The 19,098-nt window shown below is 61.3% G+C and carries 19 protein-coding genes and 1 other RNA gene; 4 read left to right on the top strand and 16 right to left on the bottom strand.

The window, feature by feature from the left end; all coding sequences use genetic code 11:
- The first annotated feature begins 7 nt into the window (after window positions 1-7).
- Window positions 8-1,000, top strand: a complete 993-nt coding sequence (locus tag GTP27_RS17440) for a hypothetical protein (RefSeq protein WP_161040437.1) — start codon at window positions 8-10, stop codon at window positions 998-1,000.
- Between the two features lie 2 nt (window positions 1,001-1,002).
- A complete protein-coding gene (locus GTP27_RS17435; RefSeq protein ID WP_161040436.1) occupies window positions 1,003-1,668 on the top strand; it encodes an FkbM family methyltransferase in 666 nt (221 codons plus the stop codon).
- On the opposite strand, the gene GTP27_RS17430 is transcribed toward GTP27_RS17435, so the two are convergent.
- The 4 genes from GTP27_RS17430 to dnaX are packed head-to-tail and all read right to left on the bottom strand — an operon-like array spanning window position 1,665 to window position 6,332.
- On the bottom strand, window positions 1,665-2,879 hold the full coding sequence (locus GTP27_RS17430) for a CaiB/BaiF CoA transferase family protein (RefSeq protein ID WP_161040486.1): 1,215 nt from the start codon (window positions 2,877-2,879) through the stop codon (window positions 1,665-1,667). The genes GTP27_RS17435 and GTP27_RS17430 overlap by 4 nt on opposite strands.
- Window positions 2,879-3,469 carry a recombination mediator RecR gene (gene recR, locus GTP27_RS17425; protein WP_161040435.1) on the bottom strand — a complete coding sequence of 197 codons (591 nt, stop codon included), beginning with the start codon at window positions 3,467-3,469 and terminating at the stop codon, window positions 2,879-2,881. Before recR ends, GTP27_RS17430 begins: the two co-directional genes overlap by 1 nt.
- An 18-nt stretch (window positions 3,470-3,487) precedes the next feature.
- Window positions 3,488-3,814, bottom strand: coding sequence for a YbaB/EbfC family nucleoid-associated protein (locus GTP27_RS17420; protein ID WP_161040434.1), 327 nt, complete (start codon window positions 3,812-3,814; stop codon window positions 3,488-3,490).
- 37 nt (window positions 3,815-3,851) lie between these two features.
- Window positions 3,852-6,332 carry a DNA polymerase III subunit gamma/tau gene (gene dnaX / locus GTP27_RS17415; RefSeq protein ID WP_161040433.1) on the bottom strand — a complete coding sequence of 827 codons (2,481 nt, stop codon included), beginning with the start codon at window positions 6,330-6,332 and terminating at the stop codon, window positions 3,852-3,854.
- Between the two features lie 155 nt (window positions 6,333-6,487).
- Between dnaX and GTP27_RS17410 the strand changes: the two genes are divergently transcribed.
- Window positions 6,488-7,141 (top strand): hypothetical protein, encoded by a 654-nt coding sequence (locus GTP27_RS17410; protein ID WP_161040432.1) that lies wholly within the window; start codon window positions 6,488-6,490, stop codon window positions 7,139-7,141.
- Window positions 7,142-7,219: 78 nt separating this feature from the next.
- Here the strand turns inward: GTP27_RS17410 and ffs are convergent.
- Window positions 7,220-7,318, bottom strand: an RNA gene (gene ffs, locus GTP27_RS17405) — signal recognition particle sRNA small type.
- 15 nt (window positions 7,319-7,333) lie between these two features.
- On the bottom strand, window positions 7,334-8,818 hold the full coding sequence (gene ubiD, locus GTP27_RS17400) for a 4-hydroxy-3-polyprenylbenzoate decarboxylase (protein ID WP_161040431.1): 1,485 nt from the start codon (window positions 8,816-8,818) through the stop codon (window positions 7,334-7,336).
- Window positions 8,819-9,318: 500 nt separating this feature from the next.
- On the opposite strand from ubiD, the gene GTP27_RS17395 reads away from it, so the two are divergent.
- Window positions 9,319-10,209, top strand: coding sequence for a transglycosylase SLT domain-containing protein (locus tag GTP27_RS17395; RefSeq protein ID WP_161040430.1), 891 nt, complete (start codon window positions 9,319-9,321; stop codon window positions 10,207-10,209).
- A 67-nt stretch (window positions 10,210-10,276) separates the two neighbouring features.
- On the opposite strand, the gene GTP27_RS17390 is transcribed toward GTP27_RS17395, so the two are convergent.
- From GTP27_RS17390 to GTP27_RS17345, 10 genes are all read right to left on the bottom strand, one after another.
- Window positions 10,277-10,888, bottom strand: coding sequence for a hypothetical protein (locus GTP27_RS17390; protein ID WP_371865944.1), 612 nt, complete (start codon window positions 10,886-10,888; stop codon window positions 10,277-10,279).
- A 263-nt stretch (window positions 10,889-11,151) separates the two neighbouring features.
- Window positions 11,152-11,622 carry a transcription antitermination factor NusB gene (nusB, locus tag GTP27_RS17385; protein WP_161040429.1) on the bottom strand — a complete coding sequence of 157 codons (471 nt, stop codon included), beginning with the start codon at window positions 11,620-11,622 and terminating at the stop codon, window positions 11,152-11,154.
- A gap of 94 nt (window positions 11,623-11,716) precedes the next feature.
- Complete coding sequence (gene ribH, locus GTP27_RS17380) at window positions 11,717-12,205, bottom strand: 6,7-dimethyl-8-ribityllumazine synthase (protein WP_155436514.1); 489 nt, start codon at window positions 12,203-12,205, stop codon at window positions 11,717-11,719.
- 35 nt (window positions 12,206-12,240) lie between these two features.
- A complete protein-coding gene (gene ribBA / locus GTP27_RS17375; protein WP_161040428.1) occupies window positions 12,241-13,350 on the bottom strand; it encodes a bifunctional 3,4-dihydroxy-2-butanone-4-phosphate synthase/GTP cyclohydrolase II in 1,110 nt (369 codons plus the stop codon).
- Window positions 13,351-13,509: 159 nt separating this feature from the next.
- Entirely contained in the window at window positions 13,510-14,145 is a 636-nt protein-coding gene (locus GTP27_RS17370) for a riboflavin synthase (RefSeq protein ID WP_161040427.1), read from the bottom strand.
- Window positions 14,146-14,173: 28 nt separating this feature from the next.
- Window positions 14,174-15,265, bottom strand: a complete 1,092-nt coding sequence (gene ribD, locus GTP27_RS17365) for a bifunctional diaminohydroxyphosphoribosylaminopyrimidine deaminase/5-amino-6-(5-phosphoribosylamino)uracil reductase RibD (RefSeq protein WP_161040426.1) — start codon at window positions 15,263-15,265, stop codon at window positions 14,174-14,176.
- A 6-nt stretch (window positions 15,266-15,271) separates the two neighbouring features.
- Complete coding sequence (locus GTP27_RS17360; protein ID WP_161040425.1) at window positions 15,272-15,853, bottom strand: GspH/FimT family pseudopilin; 582 nt, start codon at window positions 15,851-15,853, stop codon at window positions 15,272-15,274.
- A 65-nt stretch (window positions 15,854-15,918) separates the two neighbouring features.
- The gene (locus GTP27_RS17355; RefSeq protein WP_161040484.1) at window positions 15,919-16,386 is read right to left on the bottom strand and encodes a type IV pilin protein; all 468 of its coding nucleotides are present in this window, start codon (window positions 16,384-16,386) and stop codon (window positions 15,919-15,921) included.
- Between the two features lie 2 nt (window positions 16,387-16,388).
- Window positions 16,389-18,590, bottom strand: a complete 2,202-nt coding sequence (locus tag GTP27_RS17350; RefSeq protein ID WP_161040424.1) for a pilus assembly protein — start codon at window positions 18,588-18,590, stop codon at window positions 16,389-16,391.
- A gap of 9 nt (window positions 18,591-18,599) precedes the next feature.
- The gene (locus GTP27_RS17345; RefSeq protein WP_161040423.1) at window positions 18,600-19,097 is read right to left on the bottom strand and encodes a pilus assembly protein; all 498 of its coding nucleotides are present in this window, start codon (window positions 19,095-19,097) and stop codon (window positions 18,600-18,602) included.
- Window position 19,098: the final 1 nt, after the last annotated feature.

Below are 19,098 nucleotides of genomic sequence, written 5' to 3'. Positions count from 1 at the left end.
GCGCACCATGTCCGCCCTGCCCACGCCTGACCGGCCAGCCGCCCCGCTTACCGTCGCCAAATTGCGCCACGATGCTGAGCAGTTCGAATACCTGCTCGCCCGCGGGCTGCTCGGCGAGGACTATCGCGCAGTAGCGGCAAGCTATCGCCAGCTTGCACGCCAACTCAAAGCGGAAGGCATCAGCAAGCGCCAGCAGTGGCGCGCCACGGAACGGCGAGCCATCGGCAGCCTCTACAACCGCATGCTGTACCGCCGCGCCGCGCCAGCCATAGCTCAGGTGCTGGGCCAGAACTGGTGTGGCAGTGCGGTGGAACAGACCTATCTTGCGCAGCGGCCCAGCATCGCTGTCATCGACGATTTTCTGTCCGCGCCAGCACTGGAAAGCCTGCGCGCCTACTGTCTGGAATCCATGATATGGAATTCCCTGCGCTATTCGCACGGCCGGCTAGGGGCGCTCTATCATCAAGGTCTGCGCTGCCCCTTGCTCGATCAACTGGCCGCCAGCCTGCGCGAGGCACTGCCCGTCTTAATCGGACAGCGCCACCGTCTGACACAGCTGTGGGCCTACAAATATCCGGCCCGGATGCCGGGCGATGATGTGCATGCCGACTTCGCTGCTATCAATGTCAACTTCTGGATCACGCCCGATCAGGCCAACCTCGATCCCGCCAGCGGCGGCATGCATATCTACGATATTGCGGCGCCACCAGACTGGCAATTTGAAGAATACAACCGCCGCCCTGACAAGATCAGACGCTATCTGAGCGCGATGGGTGCACAGGCACGCTACATACCCTACCGGCAGAACCGCGCCATCATTTTCGATTCCGATCTGTTTCACGGCACGGCACGCTGCCACTTCCGCGACGACTACGCTAGCCGCCGCATCAACATCACCCTGCTATACGGACAGCGCCATGCAGACATGGCGCTGCCTGCGCCGGAACAGCAGCACAGCCACTGGCGTTCGGTCGCGCTGCGCCGCCTGCGTAAGGTCTAGCCATGGCCTCGCAACTGGGACAGGATTATTTCGTGCTGCAGGTGCTGGCCGGTCTACGCGGTGGCTACTTTCTCGACAGCGGCGCAGCCGACGGCGTCACTTCCAGCAATACCCTGCTGCTGGAGCGCGAATACGGCTGGAACGGCATCTGCATCGAACCCAATGCGCGCTACTACGCTGCATTACTAAGGAACCGGCGCTGCCTGTGCCTGCCCGACTGTCTGGATGAAACTGATGGCGAGGTAGAGTTTGTGGAAGGCGCCGGCATGCTGGGCGGCATACGCCAGCACTACCCCGGCATGATGTGGCGCTATGTGCAGCGCTGTTATGGTGCCCGGCCTGCCAGCATACGCAAAAGCACGCGCAGCATTGCCGACATCCTGCAGGCCTATGCAGCACCGGCCATCATCGATTACTGGAGTCTGGACACGGAAGGGTCGGAACTCGCCATCCTGCGCGGCTTCCCCTTCGATGCCTACCGCATCCGGGTCCTGACAGTGGAGCACAACCGCCAGCCGGTACGCTACGATATCGAACGCATGCTGAACCGGCATGGCTATCGCCACGTGCATGACTTCGGCATCGACGATGCCTATCTGGGCCCGGACGTCACCCTGCCCGCCTGCCACAGCACTGCATGGCGCAGCGCGGCCCTGCGAAAGCGTTAAAGCACGCCGTCGCGCTTCAATGCGGCGATCTGCTCGCCGCTATAACCGAGACTCTGCAGCACTTCTTCGTTGTGCTGGCCCAGCGCAGGACCTATCCAGCGGGTCTGCCCCGGCGTAGCCGACAGCTTGGGCGAAATCGCCGGCAGCTTGACCGGTGTACCATCAGCAAACTGGTGCTGCTCGAACATCTGGCGCGCAAGGAACTGCGGGTCCGTCATCATGTCGCGCACCGAATAGATTTTCCCTGCCGGTACATCGGCCGCCTTCAGCACCGTCAGCGCGCTATCGATATCCATGGTGTCGCACCATGCCTGTATCGCGCCATCGATTTCCGCCGTGCGCTGGACGCGGCCATCATTGCGTTCCAGCTGAGGATCGCCCGCCATATCGATGCGGCCTATGGCCAGCATCAGGCGCTTGAAGATCGCGTCGCCATTACCGGCAATGACGATATTCTCGCCATCGCGCGTGGTGTAGGTATTCGACGGTACGATGCCGGGCAAGGCGCCGCCCGTGCGCTCGCGCACCACACCGGCATGGTCGTATTCCGGCACCAGCGATTCCATCAGATTGAACACGGATTCGTACAGCGCCACATCCACCATCTGGCCTTCGCCTTTCAGACGGCCGCCCGTCACATCGCGATGACGCAGCGCCATCATCGCGCCGATCACGCCATGCAGCGCCGCCACCGAATCGCCGATCGAAACGCCCACCCGCACCGGCGGACGGTCAGCATGACCGGACACATAACGCAGCCCGCCCATCGATTCGCCGATCGCGCCAAAGCCGGGCAAATCCTTCATCGGCCCGGTCTGGCCAAAGCCCGACAGGCGCACCATGATGGTGGCCGGATTGATGGCCTTGAGCTGCTCGTAGCCCATGCCCCACTTCTCCAGCACACCGGGGCGGTAATTCTCGACAATGATGTCGGCTTCCAGCGCCAGCTGGCGCGCAATCGCGCGGCCCTGCTCGCTCTTCAGGTTGAGCGTCAGCGATTTCTTGTTACGCGACTGCACCGACCACCATAGCGAAGTGCCATCCTTGAGCACGCGCCACGTGCGGATCGGATCGCCGCCCTGCGGCGACTCCACCTTGATCACTTCGGCGCCGAATTCACCCAGCATGCGCGCACAAAAAGGGCCCGCAATCAGCGTGCCCAGTTCCAGTACCTTGATGCCAGCCAGCGGCATGGCCTGCTTCGACGTCATCACGTAGCCCTTCGGTCCAGCATGGCGCGGGCGATAGTACCCGCATCCACATATTCGAGTTCGCCACCAACGGGCACGCCACGCGCCAGACGGCTCACGCGCAGGCCGCGCGCTTTCAGCATCTCGCTGATGTAGTGCGCCGTCGCTTCGCCTTCGTTGGTGAAATTGGTGGCCAGTACCACTTCCGTCACCAGACCATCGGCGGCGCGGGCCAGCAGTTTTTCCAGATGGATGTCCTTGGGGCCTATGCCGTCCAGCGGCGACAGGCGTCCCATCAGGACAAAATACAGGCCCTTGTAGGTCAGGGTCTGTTCGATCATGAGCTGATCGGCAGGCGTCTCGACCACACACAGCAGATGGCGCTCGCGCTGCTCATCGCTGCAGGTATCGCAGACTTCTTCTTCGGTGAAGGTATTGCATAGCGCGCAGTGGTGCACCGCGTTCACCGCCTGCTGCAAGGCGCGCGACAGCATGTCCGCACCTTCGCGGTCATGCTGCAGCAAATGAAATGCCATCCGTTGCGCCGACTTGGGGCCGACGCCGGGCAGACGGCGCAAAGCTTCCGTCAGAAACTCCAGCGATTTGGACATGGGCCGGCGCGCAGCGGATTAGAAAGGCATCTTGAAGCCGGCAGGCAGATTCAGGCCGGCGGTCAGGCCGCTCATTTTTTCGGCGGAAGTCGCTTCGGCTTTGCGCACGGCGTCGTTGAAAGCTGCCGCCACCAGATCTTCCAGCATATCCTTGTCGTCTGCCAGCAGCGACGGGTCGATGGAAACACGCTTCACGTCGTTTTTGCAGGTCATCACCACCTTCACCAGACCGGCACCGGACTGGCCTTCCACTTCCACCAGCGCCAGTGCGTCCTGGGCCTTTTTCATATTGTCCTGCATTGCTTGTGCCTGCTTCATCAGGCCAGCCAGTTGGTTCTTCATCATGTTGGAATACTCCGTGGATTAAAAGGGTAAATAGCGATCAGTGCAGTGTCGCCGAACTGGGCGGCGGCACGATGGTGCCCGGTACTACCCAGGCATCGAACTCACGGATCATGGCATTGATAAACGGGTCCTTAGCCACCGTCTCTTCGGCCGCCTTCTGGCAGGCAGCACGGTGTGCCTGCGCTTCGGCGCTGGCCGTGTACCACACAGGACCGAGCTCCGTTTCGACCCGCACGCTGCGGGCGAAGCGTTCGTTGAGCGCCGCGTTGAGCTTCTCGACGTTGCCCGGCGTGCGCCAGGTTTCGATCGGCACGCGCAGCTTGAATACGACCGCATTGCCGTCCATGCTGCAGGAAATCAGTTCGGCCTGCATGGCCAGCTGCTGGGCCACCCCGCGCAGCGGCAGCGTGGCTGCCACCGCAGGCCAGTTGCCGTCCCAGTTCAGTTCCGGCACCGGCGTTATCACATAGGCATATGGTGCCTGGGCGGGAGCTGGCGCGGCACGCGCAGGCATCACCACGGCTTGCGCTTCATCCGCATAGCCATGGGCTGGCGACGGCTCGTTCATATAGGCCGGCATGCCCGCCGGGGCGACGGCACTGTCGTCGGAAAATTCGGTGACCCATGGCGGCAGATCGTCTTCGTCATCGGCTGGCCGGGCTGCAGGCACCGCCTGCGCAAACGCGGGCGCCTGAGGCGGCGCCACCGCTACAGCGGCTTGCACTGCGCCACTAGGCATGTCTTCCCAGGGCGCCGGACGTGCAGGCGATGATGCTGGCACTACTGCCTGCGGCTGCGGAGCCGATGCCGGGGCCGTTGCTGCTGCCAGCGCCGGTGCTACCGCCTGCGGCTGCGGCACTGGTGCCGCGGGCAGCGGCGCTGCCGCCATCGCGGGCGCTACAGGCGCAGCGGGTGCAACTGCCGCAGCAACTGCTGGTGCTGCCGGTGCCGGACTGGATGCGGCCCCCGAACGTGCGCCGGGACGCGATGCCGCCCGCGCTGCTTCGAGCGCAGCATTGATCGCTGCCCGCGCTGGGGTCATAGGCGCCGCTGCCACCGCAGCGGCGGGTGCTGCTGCCGGCGCTTGGGCAGTCTGCTGCTGTGCCGGTACAGCCGGAACTTGAGCGGTCTGATGCTGCGCCGCTGCAGCGGGCGCAATATTAATACCGCCTGCCGTTGCTGCTGCCGGCGGCGGCACAGGGCGCGATATGGGAGCGGGAGCGGGAGCGGGAGCTGATTCGGCCACTGCCAGTGCCGCCGCAGCGCCAGCCACCACGGAAGGCGGCGTCACGCTGGCATGGCTGGCTTGCACATGGGCAGCGGCACGCGTGGCCGGTGCGGCCGCAGCACGCACAGCGGCCACGGCAGCCTGCCGCGTCATCGCCGGTGCGGCAGGTGCTTGTCCTTCGGCGCCACCGACGCCGGGGCGAAAGGCCAGCATGCGCAGCAGCGTCATCGAGAAGCCCGCATATTCGTCCGGGGCCAGACCCAGTTCATTGCGGCCATGCACGGCGATCTGGTAATACAGCTGCACTTCTTCCGCATCAAAGGCAGCGGCAAGGCGCACCACATCGGCATACTCGGGCAGATCTTCGGGCAGCGCCGTCGGCACCGTCTGCGCCAGTGCGATCCGGTGCAGCAGCGTGCCGAGGTCCTGCAAGGCGCCGTTGTACGACAGGCTGCGGCTGGCCATTTCATCGGCCACCGCCAGCAGATCGGCGCCATCCCTGGCGGCCAGCGCATCGAGCAGACGGATCAGATACGACTGGTCGAGCGCGCCCAGCATGCCTTGCACGGCGTCCAGCGTCACCGCGCCCGCCGCATAGGCAATCGCCTGATCGGTCAGCGACAGCGCATCGCGCATCGAACCATGCGCACCGGCTGCCAGCAAGCGCAGCGCAGGCGCTTCGAAGCTGATGCCTTCCTGCCCCAGGATATGATCGAGGTGGCCGATGATGTGACCGGGCGGCATCTGCTTCAGATTGAACTGCAGGCAGCGCGACAGCACCGTCACGGGTATCTTTTGCGGATCGGTAGTCGCCAGGATGAATTTCACGTGCTCGGGCGGCTCTTCCAGCGTCTTCAGCATGGCGTTGAAGGCGTGGTTGGTCAGCATGTGCACCTCGTCGATCATGTAGACCTTGAAGCGCGCATTGCTGGGAGCGTACACCGCCTGTTCCAGCAGCTGCGCCATTTCGTCCACACCACGGTTGGACGCTGCATCCATCTCTATATAGTCGACAAAGCGGCCCGCATCGATCGCGCTGCAGGCTTCGCACACGCCGCACGGGGTAGCGGTGATGCCTCCCTGTCCGTCCGGCCCCACGCAATTGAGCGATTTAGCCAGTATCCGCGAGAGCGTGGTCTTGCCCACCCCGCGCGTACCCGTGAACAGATAGGCATGGTGCAGACGGCCGCTATGCAGGGCATGGGTCAGTGCACGGACTACGTGCTCCTGACCGACGAGCGTGTCGAAGTTGCGGGGGCGGTATTTACGGGCGAGGACTTGATAGGACATGCTGGGATTTTACCGTAGATAGCACTGGCCGAGGGAGCCGCTGCAGAACCGCCAGCGTCGCGCTGCCAAAAAAAACATTGTAACAAGGCGTGATGGGAATTGGTAATTGGCAAAGACAGCCCTACAATTTGTTTTTCTTTTAACTTATTGAATAAATGAAAAAACTGGCCCTACTCCCCCTGCTGTTGCTGTCCCTCGCCGCCCACGCAGAAGAACGCGAATGGGTGCCCTATAAAAAACTGGTTGAGCAGATGCGCCTGGACAAGTTCTACGCCATCCCGCCTGCCGAACGCGACAAAATCAACCTGTTCCTCGTCGTCAAGCCCAAGAACAAGGCCTACAAGCCGGAGGATGTAGTGCTGACCGTAGTACAAGGCGCGGAGCGCCACCCTCTGCCAGCTCTCACGGCGGACTACCGGCTGAATCTGATCCCCAACCCGAAATGGCTGACGGATGACACCAAAATCCTGACCAGCCTGCCAAAAGAGGAGAAATCCAGCACCGGCTACGAAGTTACCACCCCGCTACCACCGGGCAATCAGTGGAACTACACGCCTATCATGAGCAGCGTAGAGCAGACTAATCAGGCGATCAAGAAGATGGCAGGCGCTTTCAGCCTGTTCGTGCCGACGATTAAAGTGGTGGTGTTCAAGTTCGGCAAGCCGGCCCAGCTCAAGGTGGGTAGCACGGTCTATAACACCGATGCCAGGCACCAGATCCGCCTCAAGCCCGAATCGGCGTGGATGAAGGAAAACCCTGTCATGCTGGCCTCGGAGCATCCGCTGGAAGCCGAACTCGATTCCGAGTAAGACGCAGTCGTATCAGGCGGCCTGAACTGGCGCCCAAAACAAAAAAGCTGCCTATGGCAGCTTTTTTAATATCCCGAAGGAGACGAGCCTGATCTGCGGCACTTATGGTGAATAGCTGTGGCTGCTTCGTTCCCGACCTGACCAGGTTGGCCATGCCACAATGCGCAGGGGCCCGTCCGTGATGATTATACCTTACAGCCCCAGTTCCTGCCAAATCTGATCGACGCGGCGCTTTACCTCGGGCGACATGGTGATGGTCGTGCCCCATTCGCGCGTGGTTTCACCGGGCCACTTGTTGGTGGCATCGATACCCATCTTACTGCCCAGACCGCTCACAGGCGAGGCAAAGTCCAGATAATCGATCGGCGTGTTATCGACCAGCGTGGTATCGCGGGTCGGATCGACGCGGGTGGTAATCGCCCAGATCACCTCGTTCCAGTCGCGGATATTCACGTCCTCATCCACCACCACGATGAACTTGGTGTACATGAACTGGCGCAGGAAGCTCCACACGCCGAACATCACGCGCTTGGCGTGGCCCGCATACTGCTTCTTAATCTGCACCACGGCCATGCGGTAGCTGCAGCCTTCAGCCGGCAGGTGGAAATCGGTAATTTCAGAGAACTGCTTCTGCAGCAGCGGCACGAACACTTCATTCAGCGCCAGCCCCAGTATGGCCGGCTCGTCCGGCGGCTTGCCCGTATAGGTCGAGTGATAAATCGGATCGCGCCGCATGGTGATGCGATCGATGGTGAACACAGGGAAGCTGTCCTGCTCGTTGTAATAGCCGGTGTGATCGCCATACGGCCCTTCCAGCGCGTGCTCGTAGCCGCTCGGGTGATCCGGATCAGCATAGATATGCCCTTCCAGCACGATTTCGGCCGATGCAGGCACCCGCAGTTCGCTGCCGATGGCTTTAACCAGTTCGGTACGGCTGCCGCGCAGCAGGCCGGCGAACTGGTATTCCGACAGGCTATCGGGCACTGGCGTGACTGCACCTAATATAGTAGCGGGGTCAGCCCCGAGCGCTACGCAGATCGGATAAGGCTGGCCCTTGTTCTGGATGGCGTGCTCGCGGAAATCCAGCGCACCGCCGCGATGGGCCAGCCAGCGCATGATCACCTTGTTCGGTCCCAGCACCTGCTGGCGGTAGATGCCCAGATTCTGCCGCTTCTTATTAGGGCCTTTGGTAATCACCAGCCCCCACGTAATCAGCGGCGCGATATCGCCGGGCCAGCAATGCTGGATGGGCAGCTTGCCGAGGTCCACATCCGCCCCTTCCCACACGATTTCCTGACATGGCGCACCGCGCAGCTCTTTCGGCGCCATATCCCATACGGCTTTCACCAGACTGCCCATGCCCATGATGTCCTTGAAACCCTTGGGCGGTTCCGGCTCTTTCAGGCGCGCCAGCACATGGCCTATCTTGCGCAATTCGCTCACGCTGTCCGCCCCCATGCCCAGCGCCACGCGGCGCTCCGTGCCGAACAGATTACCGAGCACCGGCATGCAGTGGCCGGTGGGATGCTGGAACAGCAAAGCCGGTCCGCCCGCACGCAAAGTACGGTCGCAAACCTCGGTCATCTCCAAGTGCGGTGAAACTGGCGTCAAAATGGGCTTAAGTTCGCCCATTCGTTGTAACTGGGAAATGAAATCGCGTAGATCGGAATATTTCATCGGTTTTTTACTTTTTCTTTCAAATCAGCATACTGTTTAAAAAGACAGGTCAAGTGGTTGATTTTATTGGTTTTACGCGCAATGCAAGCAAAAAAGTAAGATTTATAAGTTATAGCTTCATCGTTTGTTATCATTGACTTGATATAAAACAGCCCATAGAATCTGCCCTACTTGAAGAGAACACGGTGCTGCTCGATATGCGAACCACATAAGTTGTTGCTCATTCATTCACGGAGTCGGGGCTCCACATGACATTTTAAGGAGTGTTTGCCAAAGGCGTCTGCCTTACCCCCGAAAGCAGTTGTATTGCGACTGATAGCGGTCCGAATGAGTACCAGGCGTACCAAAGGAAGCATCAGCTCAGGCAAGCAATGATGGCGTTTTATGTGCGCTCCCAGCGGCATAAAACGATGATATTTCTGATGCACGGCATTAGCACCCGGTTAGCTGCGTACAACGCTGGCGGGGAAGCGCTTTTACGGACATTTCAGGGGAAGTCTATGATTAATCGTATCACCGGTGCAACCCAGTTTGCCCACAACATGGCTCGCCAGCCAGCTGCGTGGTTGTCTAACACGCGCGTATCGGCCAAAGGTGTACTCGCCACCGCCCAGCATACGCTGACCATCGTTGGCGTGAGCGCACTGATTATGATGGCAGTATTGTTTGTCCGCCCGGAACTGGCCAAAGACCTGAGCAACCTGCTCAATCGCGCGCCGGAAGCCGAAACCGAGCCGGTCGTCGTTCCACCGCTGTCGGAACTGATGGAAGCCCCATCGAGCGCTCCGGTCGCCAGTGCCGAGCCGCTGACGGCCGAAGAACGTGCCCTGCTGGGCACCAAGAAACAGCAGCAATGGGTGACCTCGTGGCTGTCCAAGCGCTACCGCGTGGCGGGCGACGCCGCCAATATGCTGGTGTCCACCGCCTATCTGACGGCACGTGAAATCAAACTCGATCCGCTGCTGATACTGGCTGTGATGGCGATCGAATCGGGCTTCAATCCGTTCGCGGAAAGCCCGGTCGGCGCGCAAGGTCTGATGCAGGTGATGTCGAAAGTACACCACGACAAATTCCAGGACATGGGCGGCACCCAGGCTGCGCTTAATCCGGTCGCCAACATCCGCGTTGGCTCGCTGATTCTGAAAGACTACGTCACCCGTGGCGGCTCCGTTGAAGCCGGCCTGAAAAGCTACGTAGGCGCCGCTGCCTTCGAACACGATGATGGCTACGGCTCGAAAGTGCTGGCCGAATATCAGCGTTTGAAAATGGTATCGGCAGGCAAAAAAGTGCCGACCATTACACCCGTGATGGCCGCCGTCCCGGCTAAGCCGGCCCAGCCGCTGGCCAGCGCCGAGAAATCGATCAGCGGCACCCAGATCGCCGGCCTGTAAGCATTGCTTCCCCGATAAAAAACCACCTCGCGAGGTGGTTTTTTATTTCCGCTACACGCTCCCTGCCCTAGCGGCCGCAGGTGGTCACCTTGGTGCGTATGCCATCGCGGAACGGATCACGCCCTCCCGTCTGGCCATTGCTCTCCTTGACGGCGCAGAAAGTGGTACCGGCACCGGTACGGATGCGCGTCATGACGCGGCCATCGTCGAGCGTCACGCTCTCCTGCGTCATGCCATCCGAACCTGTATAGGCACTGGCCAGCTTTTCGGCCAGCAAAGTACGCTCATTGGCAATCTTCTTGTCGCGCGGGTTCCAGGCCTCTTTGCGCAACTGTTTATCCACTGCACCAGCGCTGCGCCGCGCGCGCTGCAGCGCATCCTCGTCCTGCGCTGTCTTGGACGGCAAGGCAAACGGATCCGCTGGCGGCGTGATCAGGGTCATCGCGGGCGCTGCAGGCGGCGGCACAGGCGCAAGCGGCAGTTCGGCCTGTCGCGGCGCCAGCGGCGGCCGGGTGGCCAGCGCCGGTGCGGTGCGCCGATCAGGCGCTACAGGCGCTGGCACAGGCCTGACAGGCGGCTCAGCCATGCGCGGCGGCAGTATATAGGTGAGCGAAGTCTGCGCAGCCATCCTGGGCGTGGCCAGCCGTGGCGGCACATGCCAGCACCACACGGCCAGCACATGGGCCGTGCCGATCAGCGCCAGCCAGCTACGGCGGCGCCAAGGCGCTCCGGGTTGAGAGAACTGGTAGATAATGTCACCTCGACATTAATTAAATAACAAGCGATTCTCTGTGGCTCCCGGGATAAAGTCAAACCGAAACACCGCAGCCCTGCCGCAGGCGCCCGGCGGTAGCGCCAGCCGGTACATAGCCCTATGCACGGCCTGCCCCCAAACGAAAAAAGCCACCGCATGCGGTGGCTTGATAGTGGGCAGCGAGCGGCTTAGCGCTTTTTGTCGGCGGCCACTTCTTCCGGCCGCAGTTTGGCAGCCAGCTTGTCCAGCACGCCATTGACGTATTTGTGGCCATCGATGCCGCCGAACGATTTGGTCAGTTCGACCGCTTCGTTGATGACGACGCGGTAAGGGATTTCCAGATTGTTCTTCAGTTCGTATGCACCGATCAGCAGCACGGCGTGCTCGATGGGCGACAGTTCGGCCACGCCGCGGTCCACCAGCGGCGCGAAGGTATCGCGCAGGGCCACGGAATCCTTGATGGCGCCGTACAGCAGGGCCGAGAAGTGATCGCCATCAGCCTTGTCGAAGCCATGCGCGGAACGGATGTTGTTGACCACGGTGGAAGCGTCTTCGTTATTCAGCAGCCACTGATACAAACCCTGCAACGCAAACTCACGCGCGCGGTGGCGCGGCGTGCGGTTTTTACTGGGGTTGGCGTGCAATGTCTTATCTGTCATGGTTATACCTATTCTAAAATTCTTACAAAATCCGGCCTGATGCGCCGGTGCATACCGGCCCATCACTGCATTTCCGGCCGTTTTATCAGGGCAATTACTCGTCGTCGCCCTGATCCTGATTCAGCTCTTCCAGAGCAATGGTCAGGTTAGCCATTTCAACTGCTACACGCGCTGCATCCGCGCCCTTCTCGGCCATACGCACTTCCGCCTGCTCATCGTTTTCCGTGGTCAGGATGGCGTTAGCGATAGGAATACCATAATCGAGGCCGATACGGGTGATGCCGGCGCCCGATTCGTTCGACACCAGTTCGAAGTGGTAGGTTTCACCGCGGATCACGGCGCCCAGTGCGATCAGGGCGTCGAACTGCTGCGATTCTGCCATTTTTTGCAGTACCAGCGGCACTTCCAGCGCGCCCGGCACGGTCACGTGCAGAACGTCTTCGTCTTCGACGCCCAGATGCTTGAGCTCGGCCAGGCAAGCCGACAGCAGGCCGTGGCAAACGTCTTCGTTAAAACGGGCTTGAACGATGCCGACGCGCAGTCCGTCGCCGGACAGATTGATTTCATAGCTACCTACGGTCATGTGAGGCCTCTTTTTAGGTGGGTAAGGTGGGTGTATCAGTTAGGTTTGGCCATGTAGCCGGTCACTTCCAGATCGAAGCCCGTCATCGATGGCATTTTGCGCGGGCTGGCCAGCAACTGCATCTTGCAGACACCCACTTCGCGCAGAATCTGGGCGCCGATACCGTAGCTGCGCAGGTCCATGCTGGCGGCGCGGCCTTTCGGTTTGACTTCGGGCTTATCCAGCGCGGCAAACTGGGAGAAGAACTGCTCGGCAGTTTCTTCGCAGTTGAGCAGCACGATCACGCCCCGCTCCGCCGCTTTCACGGCAGCCAGCGAGGACGACAGATTCCACGAGTGAGTGGTCGCTTCCGATTCCAGCACATCCAGTATCGACACCGGCTGGTGCACGCGCACCAGCGTTTCCTTGCTCTTGTCCATGTCGCCATGCACCAGCGCCAGGTGGGCCGAACCGCTAGGCTTGTCGCGGTAGGCGATCATGCGGAACTCGCCCTGTGCGGTCTTCAGCGTGCGCTCGCCCACTTTTTCCACCAGCGATTCATTGCGGCTGCGGTACTGGATCAGGTCGGCAATGGTGCCGATCTTCAGATTGTGTTCCTTGGCAAACTCCATCAGGTCCGGCAGGCGGGCCATGGTGCCGTCGGCTTTCATGATTTCGCAGATCACCGACGCGGGCGTCAGACCAGCCATGGCGGTCAGGTCGCAACCGGCTTCGGTATGGCCTGCGCGCATCAGCACGCCGCCCTTTTGCGCTTTCAGCGGGAAGATGTGACCCGGCTGCACCAGATCGGCTGGATCCGTATTCTTGTCTACCGCTACCTGGATGGTGCGGGCGCGGTCGGCGGCGGAAATACCGGTGGTCACACCCTCGGCCGCTTCGATCGATACCGTGAAGTTGGTGCCGAAGGCGGTGCCGTTACGGGCCGACATCATCGACAGATTCAGCTGGTCGCAGCGTTCTTCGGTCAGCGTCAGGCAGACCAGACCGCGCGCATGCGTCACCATGAAATTGATGGCTTCCGGCGTGACGAAGTCCGCCGCGAGCACCAGATCACCTTCGTTTTCCCGGTCTTCCTCATCGACCAGAATCACCATGCGGCCAGCGCGCAATTCGGCGACGATTTCTTCGGTGCTGGAAATTGACATGTTAAATCCTTTGTAGCGAAGCTAGAACAGCCCGCTATTTTAAAGGATTTACGCAAGCGCCACCGCAAAAGGCTGATTTTATAGACTAAATCCCCGGTTTTACCCGTTCGATCTGGTCATAATATCAATCTTTTACGGCTGGAATCTCCGTGCCTGAGCTTATTTCCCGGCAGCTCCAACAGAAACCATGCGCTCGACGTAGCGGGCGATCAGATCGATTTCGAGATTGACCTGCTTGCCAGCCGCCAGATGCTTGAGCGTGGTCATGGCGATGGTGTGCGGAATCAGGTTGATGGAGAACTGGCACACCAGCTCCGCGCCGGTGCCGATATCCTCAACCCGGTTCACCGTCAGCGACACGCCATTCACCACGATCGAGCCTTTGAAGGCGAGGAACTTGGCCAGCTCGCGCGGCGCTTCGATGACCAGCTCCCACGATTCGCCGATAGGCTCGAACTTGCGCACCACGCCCAGACCATCGACGTGGCCGGATACCAGATGGCCGCCCAGGCGTTCGTTCAGGGTCAGCGCCTTTTCCAGATTCACTTCCGTCAGCGTATCGAGGCCCACGGTGCAGTTCAGGCTTTCGCGCGATACGTCGACGCGGAAGCTGGTGTCATCCTTTTCCACCACGGTCATGCAGGCGCCGTTGATGGCGATCGAATCGCCCAGTGCCACATCGGCCAGCGGCAGTCCGCCCGCGTGGACATTCAGGCGCACGCCTGCAAACGAGCCGCCTTCGAGCGGGGTAACGGATTCGATTTTGCCGATAGCGGCGACAATTCCAGTGAACATAGCGTTGTAGTCTTAAAGTTGAGAGAGATTAAATAAACCGTGCAAGGATACGCAGATCTGCGCCGATCTGCTGCACCTCATGGAACTTCAGGCGGCGCTGCTCGCCCAGCTGCTCCAGCGCTGGCAGGGCAAACATGCCCTGCGCATCGCCGAGCAAGGTGGGCGCCAGATACACCAGCAATTCATCGACGCAGCCAGCACGGATCAGCGAGCCATTGAGCTTGCCACCCGCTTCCACATGCAGCTCGTTGATCTGGCGCCGCCCCAGTTCGCGCATCAGTTCAGCCAGATCGACCTTGCCCGACGCATTCGGCAGCAGTATCACTTCCGCTCCCAGATCGGCCAGTGCCGCCTGTTTTTCGGCATTCGGCTGTGCCGCAGCGATCCACGTGCCGCCCCCCTGCAGAACTTGGGCCGACAGGGAAATCTCCAGCCGGCTATCGACCACAATGCGGCGCGGCTGGCGCGGCGTTTCGACAGCCCGCACATTGAGCCGGGGATCGTCGGCCTTGACCGTGCCTATGCCGGTCAGAATCGCGCAGGCGCGGGCGCGCCACGCGTGGCCGTCGGCGCGCGCTTCCGGCCCGGTAATCCACTGGCTCTGGCCATTGTGCAGCGCGGTCATCCCATCGAGACTGGCGGCACTCTTCATGCGTACCCACGGCAGCCCGCGCGTCATACGCGAGAAGAAGCCGATATTCAGTTCATAGGCCTGCTCAGCCAGCAGACCAACGCTGGTGGCGATACCCGCTGCAGCCAGCTTGGCCATACCCTGCCCGGCGACCAGCGGATTGGGGTCTTCCATCGCTGCCACCACCCGGCCCAGACCGGCGCGCACCAGCGCATCGGAGCACGGCGGCGTGCGGCCATAGTGATTGCAGGGCTCCAGCGTAACGTAGGCCGTAGCGCCGCGCACATCGTGGCCGCGCGCCTGCGCATCCTTGAGCGCCTGGATCTCGGCATGGTCACTGCCTGCCTGCTGGGTAACGCCAGCGCCCAGCACCTCGCCGTCGCGCACGATCACGCAGCCGATATGGGGATTGGGCGAGGTGGTGTACAGCCCCCGCGCCGCCCATTCCAGCGCCAGCGTCATACCTTGCAGATCGTTGCTGATTTTCATAAATCCCTATTCACTCGCGCTAGTGCAACTAGCCCCTTCCTGCGCCGGATCGCAGACACGTACCCGGCCCAGCATATTAATTTTGATATTGCGCACATTTTCACCCTGCCGCAGCGTCAGCGTACCCCAGCGGGCAATCAGGCTGTTGCTGGCGTTGCAGGGACGCCCAGCAGCATTATAAGCAAGATAAACGGGCACCGCTGCGCTCGAAAAAGCCCCACGTATGCTCAGGCCCGCGCCGACGGCTGCGTGCCGCAGCAGCAACGGTTCGCCTGCGTCGGGGCTGCGGTTGCCATTGCGGTCGACAAACACCACCCAGCCATGCTGCCACGCGCCCCCATCATCGAACGGAACCAGCAAGACAGGCCCGCCCCTCGCCATGGCATGGCTGCGTGCCAGCCGCAGCGCCGCCAGCATATCATTGACCGCCACCAGCATCTGCTGCCGCTGGAGTATGCCGTGGAATGCAGGCACTGCCTGCCACATGAGAATAGCCAGCAGTGCCAGCACCACCATGGTCTCCACTAGCGTCCGCCCGCCAGGATACAGACACCTGCTTGCCGCGTTGATGCACTTAGACTTAGCCATGGCACTTTCTCCTGCGCCGCTATGGTTACATATGGTTACACTGAGGCTGCTGAACCGGCGGACGTCTAAGGCCAGCAACGCTCCTCCCGCCCTGTCGCCGACTGCTTGCCACGGCTGGTCAGGATTAGCTGCTGGCAGTCCTTATCGCGAAAACGCCCGTCAACGCGGCTGGTGCCGGGTGTGGCAATGAGCTGCACACACTGATTGATCGCTTCGCCGTCACAGGCCTTGCCTTCGATTTCATAAGCGCTATTGCTAGCGCCGCTACCGCTCCACCATTTGAACTGGCGTGCTTCCGGCTCAGTCGCGCTGGCCGAAAACGCCTGATAGGAATTGGCTTGCGTGTAGAAACGCTCCTGCTGCTGCAGCAACTGCCAAAGGGCCACCTGCCCTTCCGTGCGCCGGGCGCGGATAACGGCATGCTGGTACGCGGGCAGAGCCAGCGCCATCAGGATAGAACTGATGGCGAGCACCACCAGCAGTTCGAGCAAACTGAATCCCTGTGTGGATTGCGTCTTCAAAGCGCCAAGCATCATCATCGGTTCGCCTCATGCAGCTCTCGCCAGTTGCTCACTTCGCGCCAACTCAGGCGGCCAGCACGGCGCACGGTAGATATGCGCGCTATCGTTTCAACCTTGATGGCGCCCTGCGTATCGCGCCGTATCACAACCTTGCTTAACCCTTGCCGCACCTTTACCGCACCAGTAGGCATAGGCCTATCAGCAGTACGCGCAGAGGCCAGCAGCATGGACCTTTCTTCGTATTCGGCCTGCAGCAGTCCGACCATCGCAGTGGCAGGCATGGCCAGAAGGGCACTACTTGCAGGCAAGCCCGTCAAGGCATTCAAAGTATAGCTACGGCTTTGTGCTGGACTGCATATTTCAGCACCGGGCACCATTGTATTGAACACCAGCGTTCCATCTATCACACTCGTGCTGGCTATGCTGCGTTCACCGGTTCGCTCCGACTGCCAGAAGTCGATAAACCAGCCGCGGCTACCCGTCTCCATGACAGCGCCGGTGACATCAAACAGACCAGCGTGATTCGGCCACAACTGCCGTTGCGTCAATTGCTGTCGCCCGCTGATGACGGAAACAGGCCGCGCCAGATCATCGCGCAGTGCATACAACGATTGCGTCACAAATCCCGCTGCAGCAAGGTCATCGCGATTCAGCAGGCGCCCCGTGCCGAACAGTATCAGGTAGTCACCATCGCTTCCGTAGACGATGGTGGGCTGCTGGGTGATAGGCTGGCGGCGCCCCTGTGCATCGCGGGCGGTGAACAATCTTTCAACGCCGCCGCTCCACGGCGCGCCACCATGCAGATCGAAGCGCCACAGATTACCCTGCAAGTCGCCGGCATAGGCAAAGCGCAGCATGCCGTCGCGATCCGTCAGCAAGGCGGGAGCGCTCAGTCCATTGGCGAGCAGCGCGTCCGAAACCGGCGTGATAAGGCGAAAATAATTCGTGTTAAGACGCCAGCCTTCCGTGCGCTGCTTTTCCACCATCAGCAGAAATAAGGCGCCCTTGCCGGCGCTGCTGGCATGACCGTCTGCGTTATAGTTGTTCATGCCGCTGGCGAATACTGCCACTGCAGACTCGCCACCGGTGCGCAAGCGTATGCGCGCCAGTTGCGCCACAGTCAGCACATTCCCCACCATGGGGTCGTCGGCATCAGTAAATTCCCACAGCACCGAATCGGCATCGAGCGCATCGGGGTCCGTTACGTCCAGCGCGAACAGGCCCTGCGCCCCTGCCCCGAACGCCCCCAGCAGCACACTACGCCAGCCGCGCGACAGACGCACATCCGCGCTCACCAGGGGGCCATCGACATAGGCGCGATGCACATATTCAGGGTCCGTCAGCAGGTTCAGGTAGGGCATCAGCGCGTTCGGCACGTAAGCATAGCGCTCCACCCCGTCGGCCATATCAAACGCATGCAGCATACCGTCATTTGCCCCCAGATAAACCAGAGCACGACGCTGCGCATAGCGCTGACGGAACGCTGCATACGCCGCATCCTGCAGGTCAGACGCTGGTGCGGCCACCAGCACCGGCGTGCTACGTAGCGCGTCGCCCAGCAAGCTCTGGCGGCGACGAAAGGGGCCTCCTTCATCGCTACGCACACCTCGCAGATACGCCAGCCGCCGCGCTCCCAGCCCATCGGGTGCTGCAGCCGAAGGGCTGGGCTTATCCAGCATGCGCTGCTGGGTGGCGGACAAAGCTGACCAGACCAGCGGTATGCCCCGCAATACGCCATCAGGCTCCGTCTGCGCCGTGTAGATACGCCGCGCTTCCGGTAGCGGCACGGGCGGACGGTTGCGCTCTCCTGTCAACACCTGTCCAGCCTCCCACAGAGGGGCCACGCTGGTGATCGTCGCGCCGGCATTTGCGGCTTCAGGCGGCAACACGTATCGGGAGAAGTAACCGCTCCAGTCGCGCAGGTCGACACTGGCCGCCAGCCATGTGCCAGCGGATGTTGCCCGCTCGTGCAAGGGAAAATACCCCGCTGCGCCAGTCACTCGGCTGGCGGAATCCGCTGCAGCGGAATTGCCCGAGTCTCCACGCGCACGGCAGGCTGTAGTCAGCGGCTCGGAAGCCAGCGGTACCACCGGCGGCGCAGCATAGGCAGCGCCGGATTTCAAAGCGCAGATCAATAGGCCAGCAATGAGCAAGGTAGCCCGTGCTTCCAGCGTGCGCTGCCAGAATGCGCGATAACGGTTTTCGCCCTTATTCATCGCGCCACCTCATTCACCGCGGCTGTAGATGGTCTGCAGCACCACCTCGGTATCTGGTTGCGGTCCGAAACCGATAGCCGTGACACGGTAGCAGTAATGTGCCGCGGCAGCGTCATCGCCGGGCTGATGGCAGACCAGCCGCTCGATCAGATAGCGGGGCCGCCTGAACGGCAGCGCGCCGCCAGCCACATCGAACGCGGCCCCCGTGTGGGCGCCAAATTCCACGCTACAGGCGCCGTCATCGTCATGCCCGGACAAGTCTACTTTTTGCCAAGCCGGCGCTTGAGCACAGGGCGTCAGTACTGCACTACCGTTCTCTAGATCATGTTCTGCATCTGCCACAGCTGCCTCCGCTGCCTGAAATGCCAGTTCCCTATCACGGGCCGCACGTGCTGCCCGCACTCCTTGCAAACTCAGCTGTGCTGCCGAAGTTCCCAGCAACAGCACGATCACCAGCAACACCAGACTAAGCAGCACCGCCATGCCGCGCTGCGCATCGAGCGCCATT

It is taken from the genome of Duganella qianjiadongensis (assembly GCF_009857915.1).
In the GTDB taxonomy this organism is placed as follows: domain Bacteria; phylum Pseudomonadota; class Gammaproteobacteria; order Burkholderiales; family Burkholderiaceae_D; genus Rugamonas; species Rugamonas qianjiadongensis.
The sequence above is the reverse complement of the archived record's forward strand: the minus strand, read 5'-3'. Positions and strand labels throughout refer to the sequence as shown.

Excerpts from the sequence above, each read along its gene's own strand:
- GTP27_RS17345 (WP_161040423.1), bottom strand. The coding sequence starts at position 19,097 with ATGGCGCTCGATGCGCAGCGCGGCATGGCGGTGCTGCTTAGTCTGGTG.
- GTP27_RS17350 (WP_161040424.1), bottom strand. The coding sequence starts at position 18,590 with ATGAATAAGGGCGAAAACCGTTATCGCGCATTCTGGCAGCGCACGCTG.
- GTP27_RS17410 (WP_161040432.1), top strand. The coding sequence starts at position 6,488 with ATGAAAAAACTGGCCCTACTCCCCCTGCTGTTGCTGTCCCTCGCCGCC.
- GTP27_RS17440 (WP_161040437.1), top strand. The coding sequence starts at position 8 with ATGTCCGCCCTGCCCACGCCTGACCGGCCAGCCGCCCCGCTTACCGTC.
- ribBA (WP_161040428.1), bottom strand. The coding sequence starts at position 13,350 with ATGTCAATTTCCAGCACCGAAGAAATCGTCGCCGAATTGCGCGCTGGC.
- ubiD (WP_161040431.1), bottom strand. The coding sequence starts at position 8,818 with ATGAAATATTCCGATCTACGCGATTTCATTTCCCAGTTACAACGAATG.
- GTP27_RS17430 (WP_161040486.1), bottom strand. The coding sequence starts at position 2,879 with ATGACGTCGAAGCAGGCCATGCCGCTGGCTGGCATCAAGGTACTGGAA.
- dnaX (WP_161040433.1), bottom strand. The coding sequence starts at position 6,332 with ATGTCCTATCAAGTCCTCGCCCGTAAATACCGCCCCCGCAACTTCGAC.
- ribD (WP_161040426.1), bottom strand. The coding sequence starts at position 15,265 with ATGAAAATCAGCAACGATCTGCAAGGTATGACGCTGGCGCTGGAATGG.
- GTP27_RS17435 (WP_161040436.1), top strand. The coding sequence starts at position 1,003 with ATGGCCTCGCAACTGGGACAGGATTATTTCGTGCTGCAGGTGCTGGCC.
- GTP27_RS17360 (WP_161040425.1), bottom strand. The coding sequence starts at position 15,853 with ATGGCTAAGTCTAAGTGCATCAACGCGGCAAGCAGGTGTCTGTATCCT.
- recR (WP_161040435.1), bottom strand. The coding sequence starts at position 3,469 with ATGTCCAAATCGCTGGAGTTTCTGACGGAAGCTTTGCGCCGTCTGCCC.
- GTP27_RS17355 (WP_161040484.1), bottom strand. The coding sequence starts at position 16,386 with ATGCTTGGCGCTTTGAAGACGCAATCCACACAGGGATTCAGTTTGCTC.
- GTP27_RS17370 (WP_161040427.1), bottom strand. The coding sequence starts at position 14,145 with ATGTTCACTGGAATTGTCGCCGCTATCGGCAAAATCGAATCCGTTACC.
- GTP27_RS17395 (WP_161040430.1), top strand. The coding sequence starts at position 9,319 with ATGATTAATCGTATCACCGGTGCAACCCAGTTTGCCCACAACATGGCT.
- ribH (WP_155436514.1), bottom strand. The coding sequence starts at position 12,205 with ATGACCGTAGGTAGCTATGAAATCAATCTGTCCGGCGACGGACTGCGC.
- nusB (WP_161040429.1), bottom strand. The coding sequence starts at position 11,622 with ATGACAGATAAGACATTGCACGCCAACCCCAGTAAAAACCGCACGCCG.
- GTP27_RS17420 (WP_161040434.1), bottom strand. The coding sequence starts at position 3,814 with ATGATGAAGAACCAACTGGCTGGCCTGATGAAGCAGGCACAAGCAATG.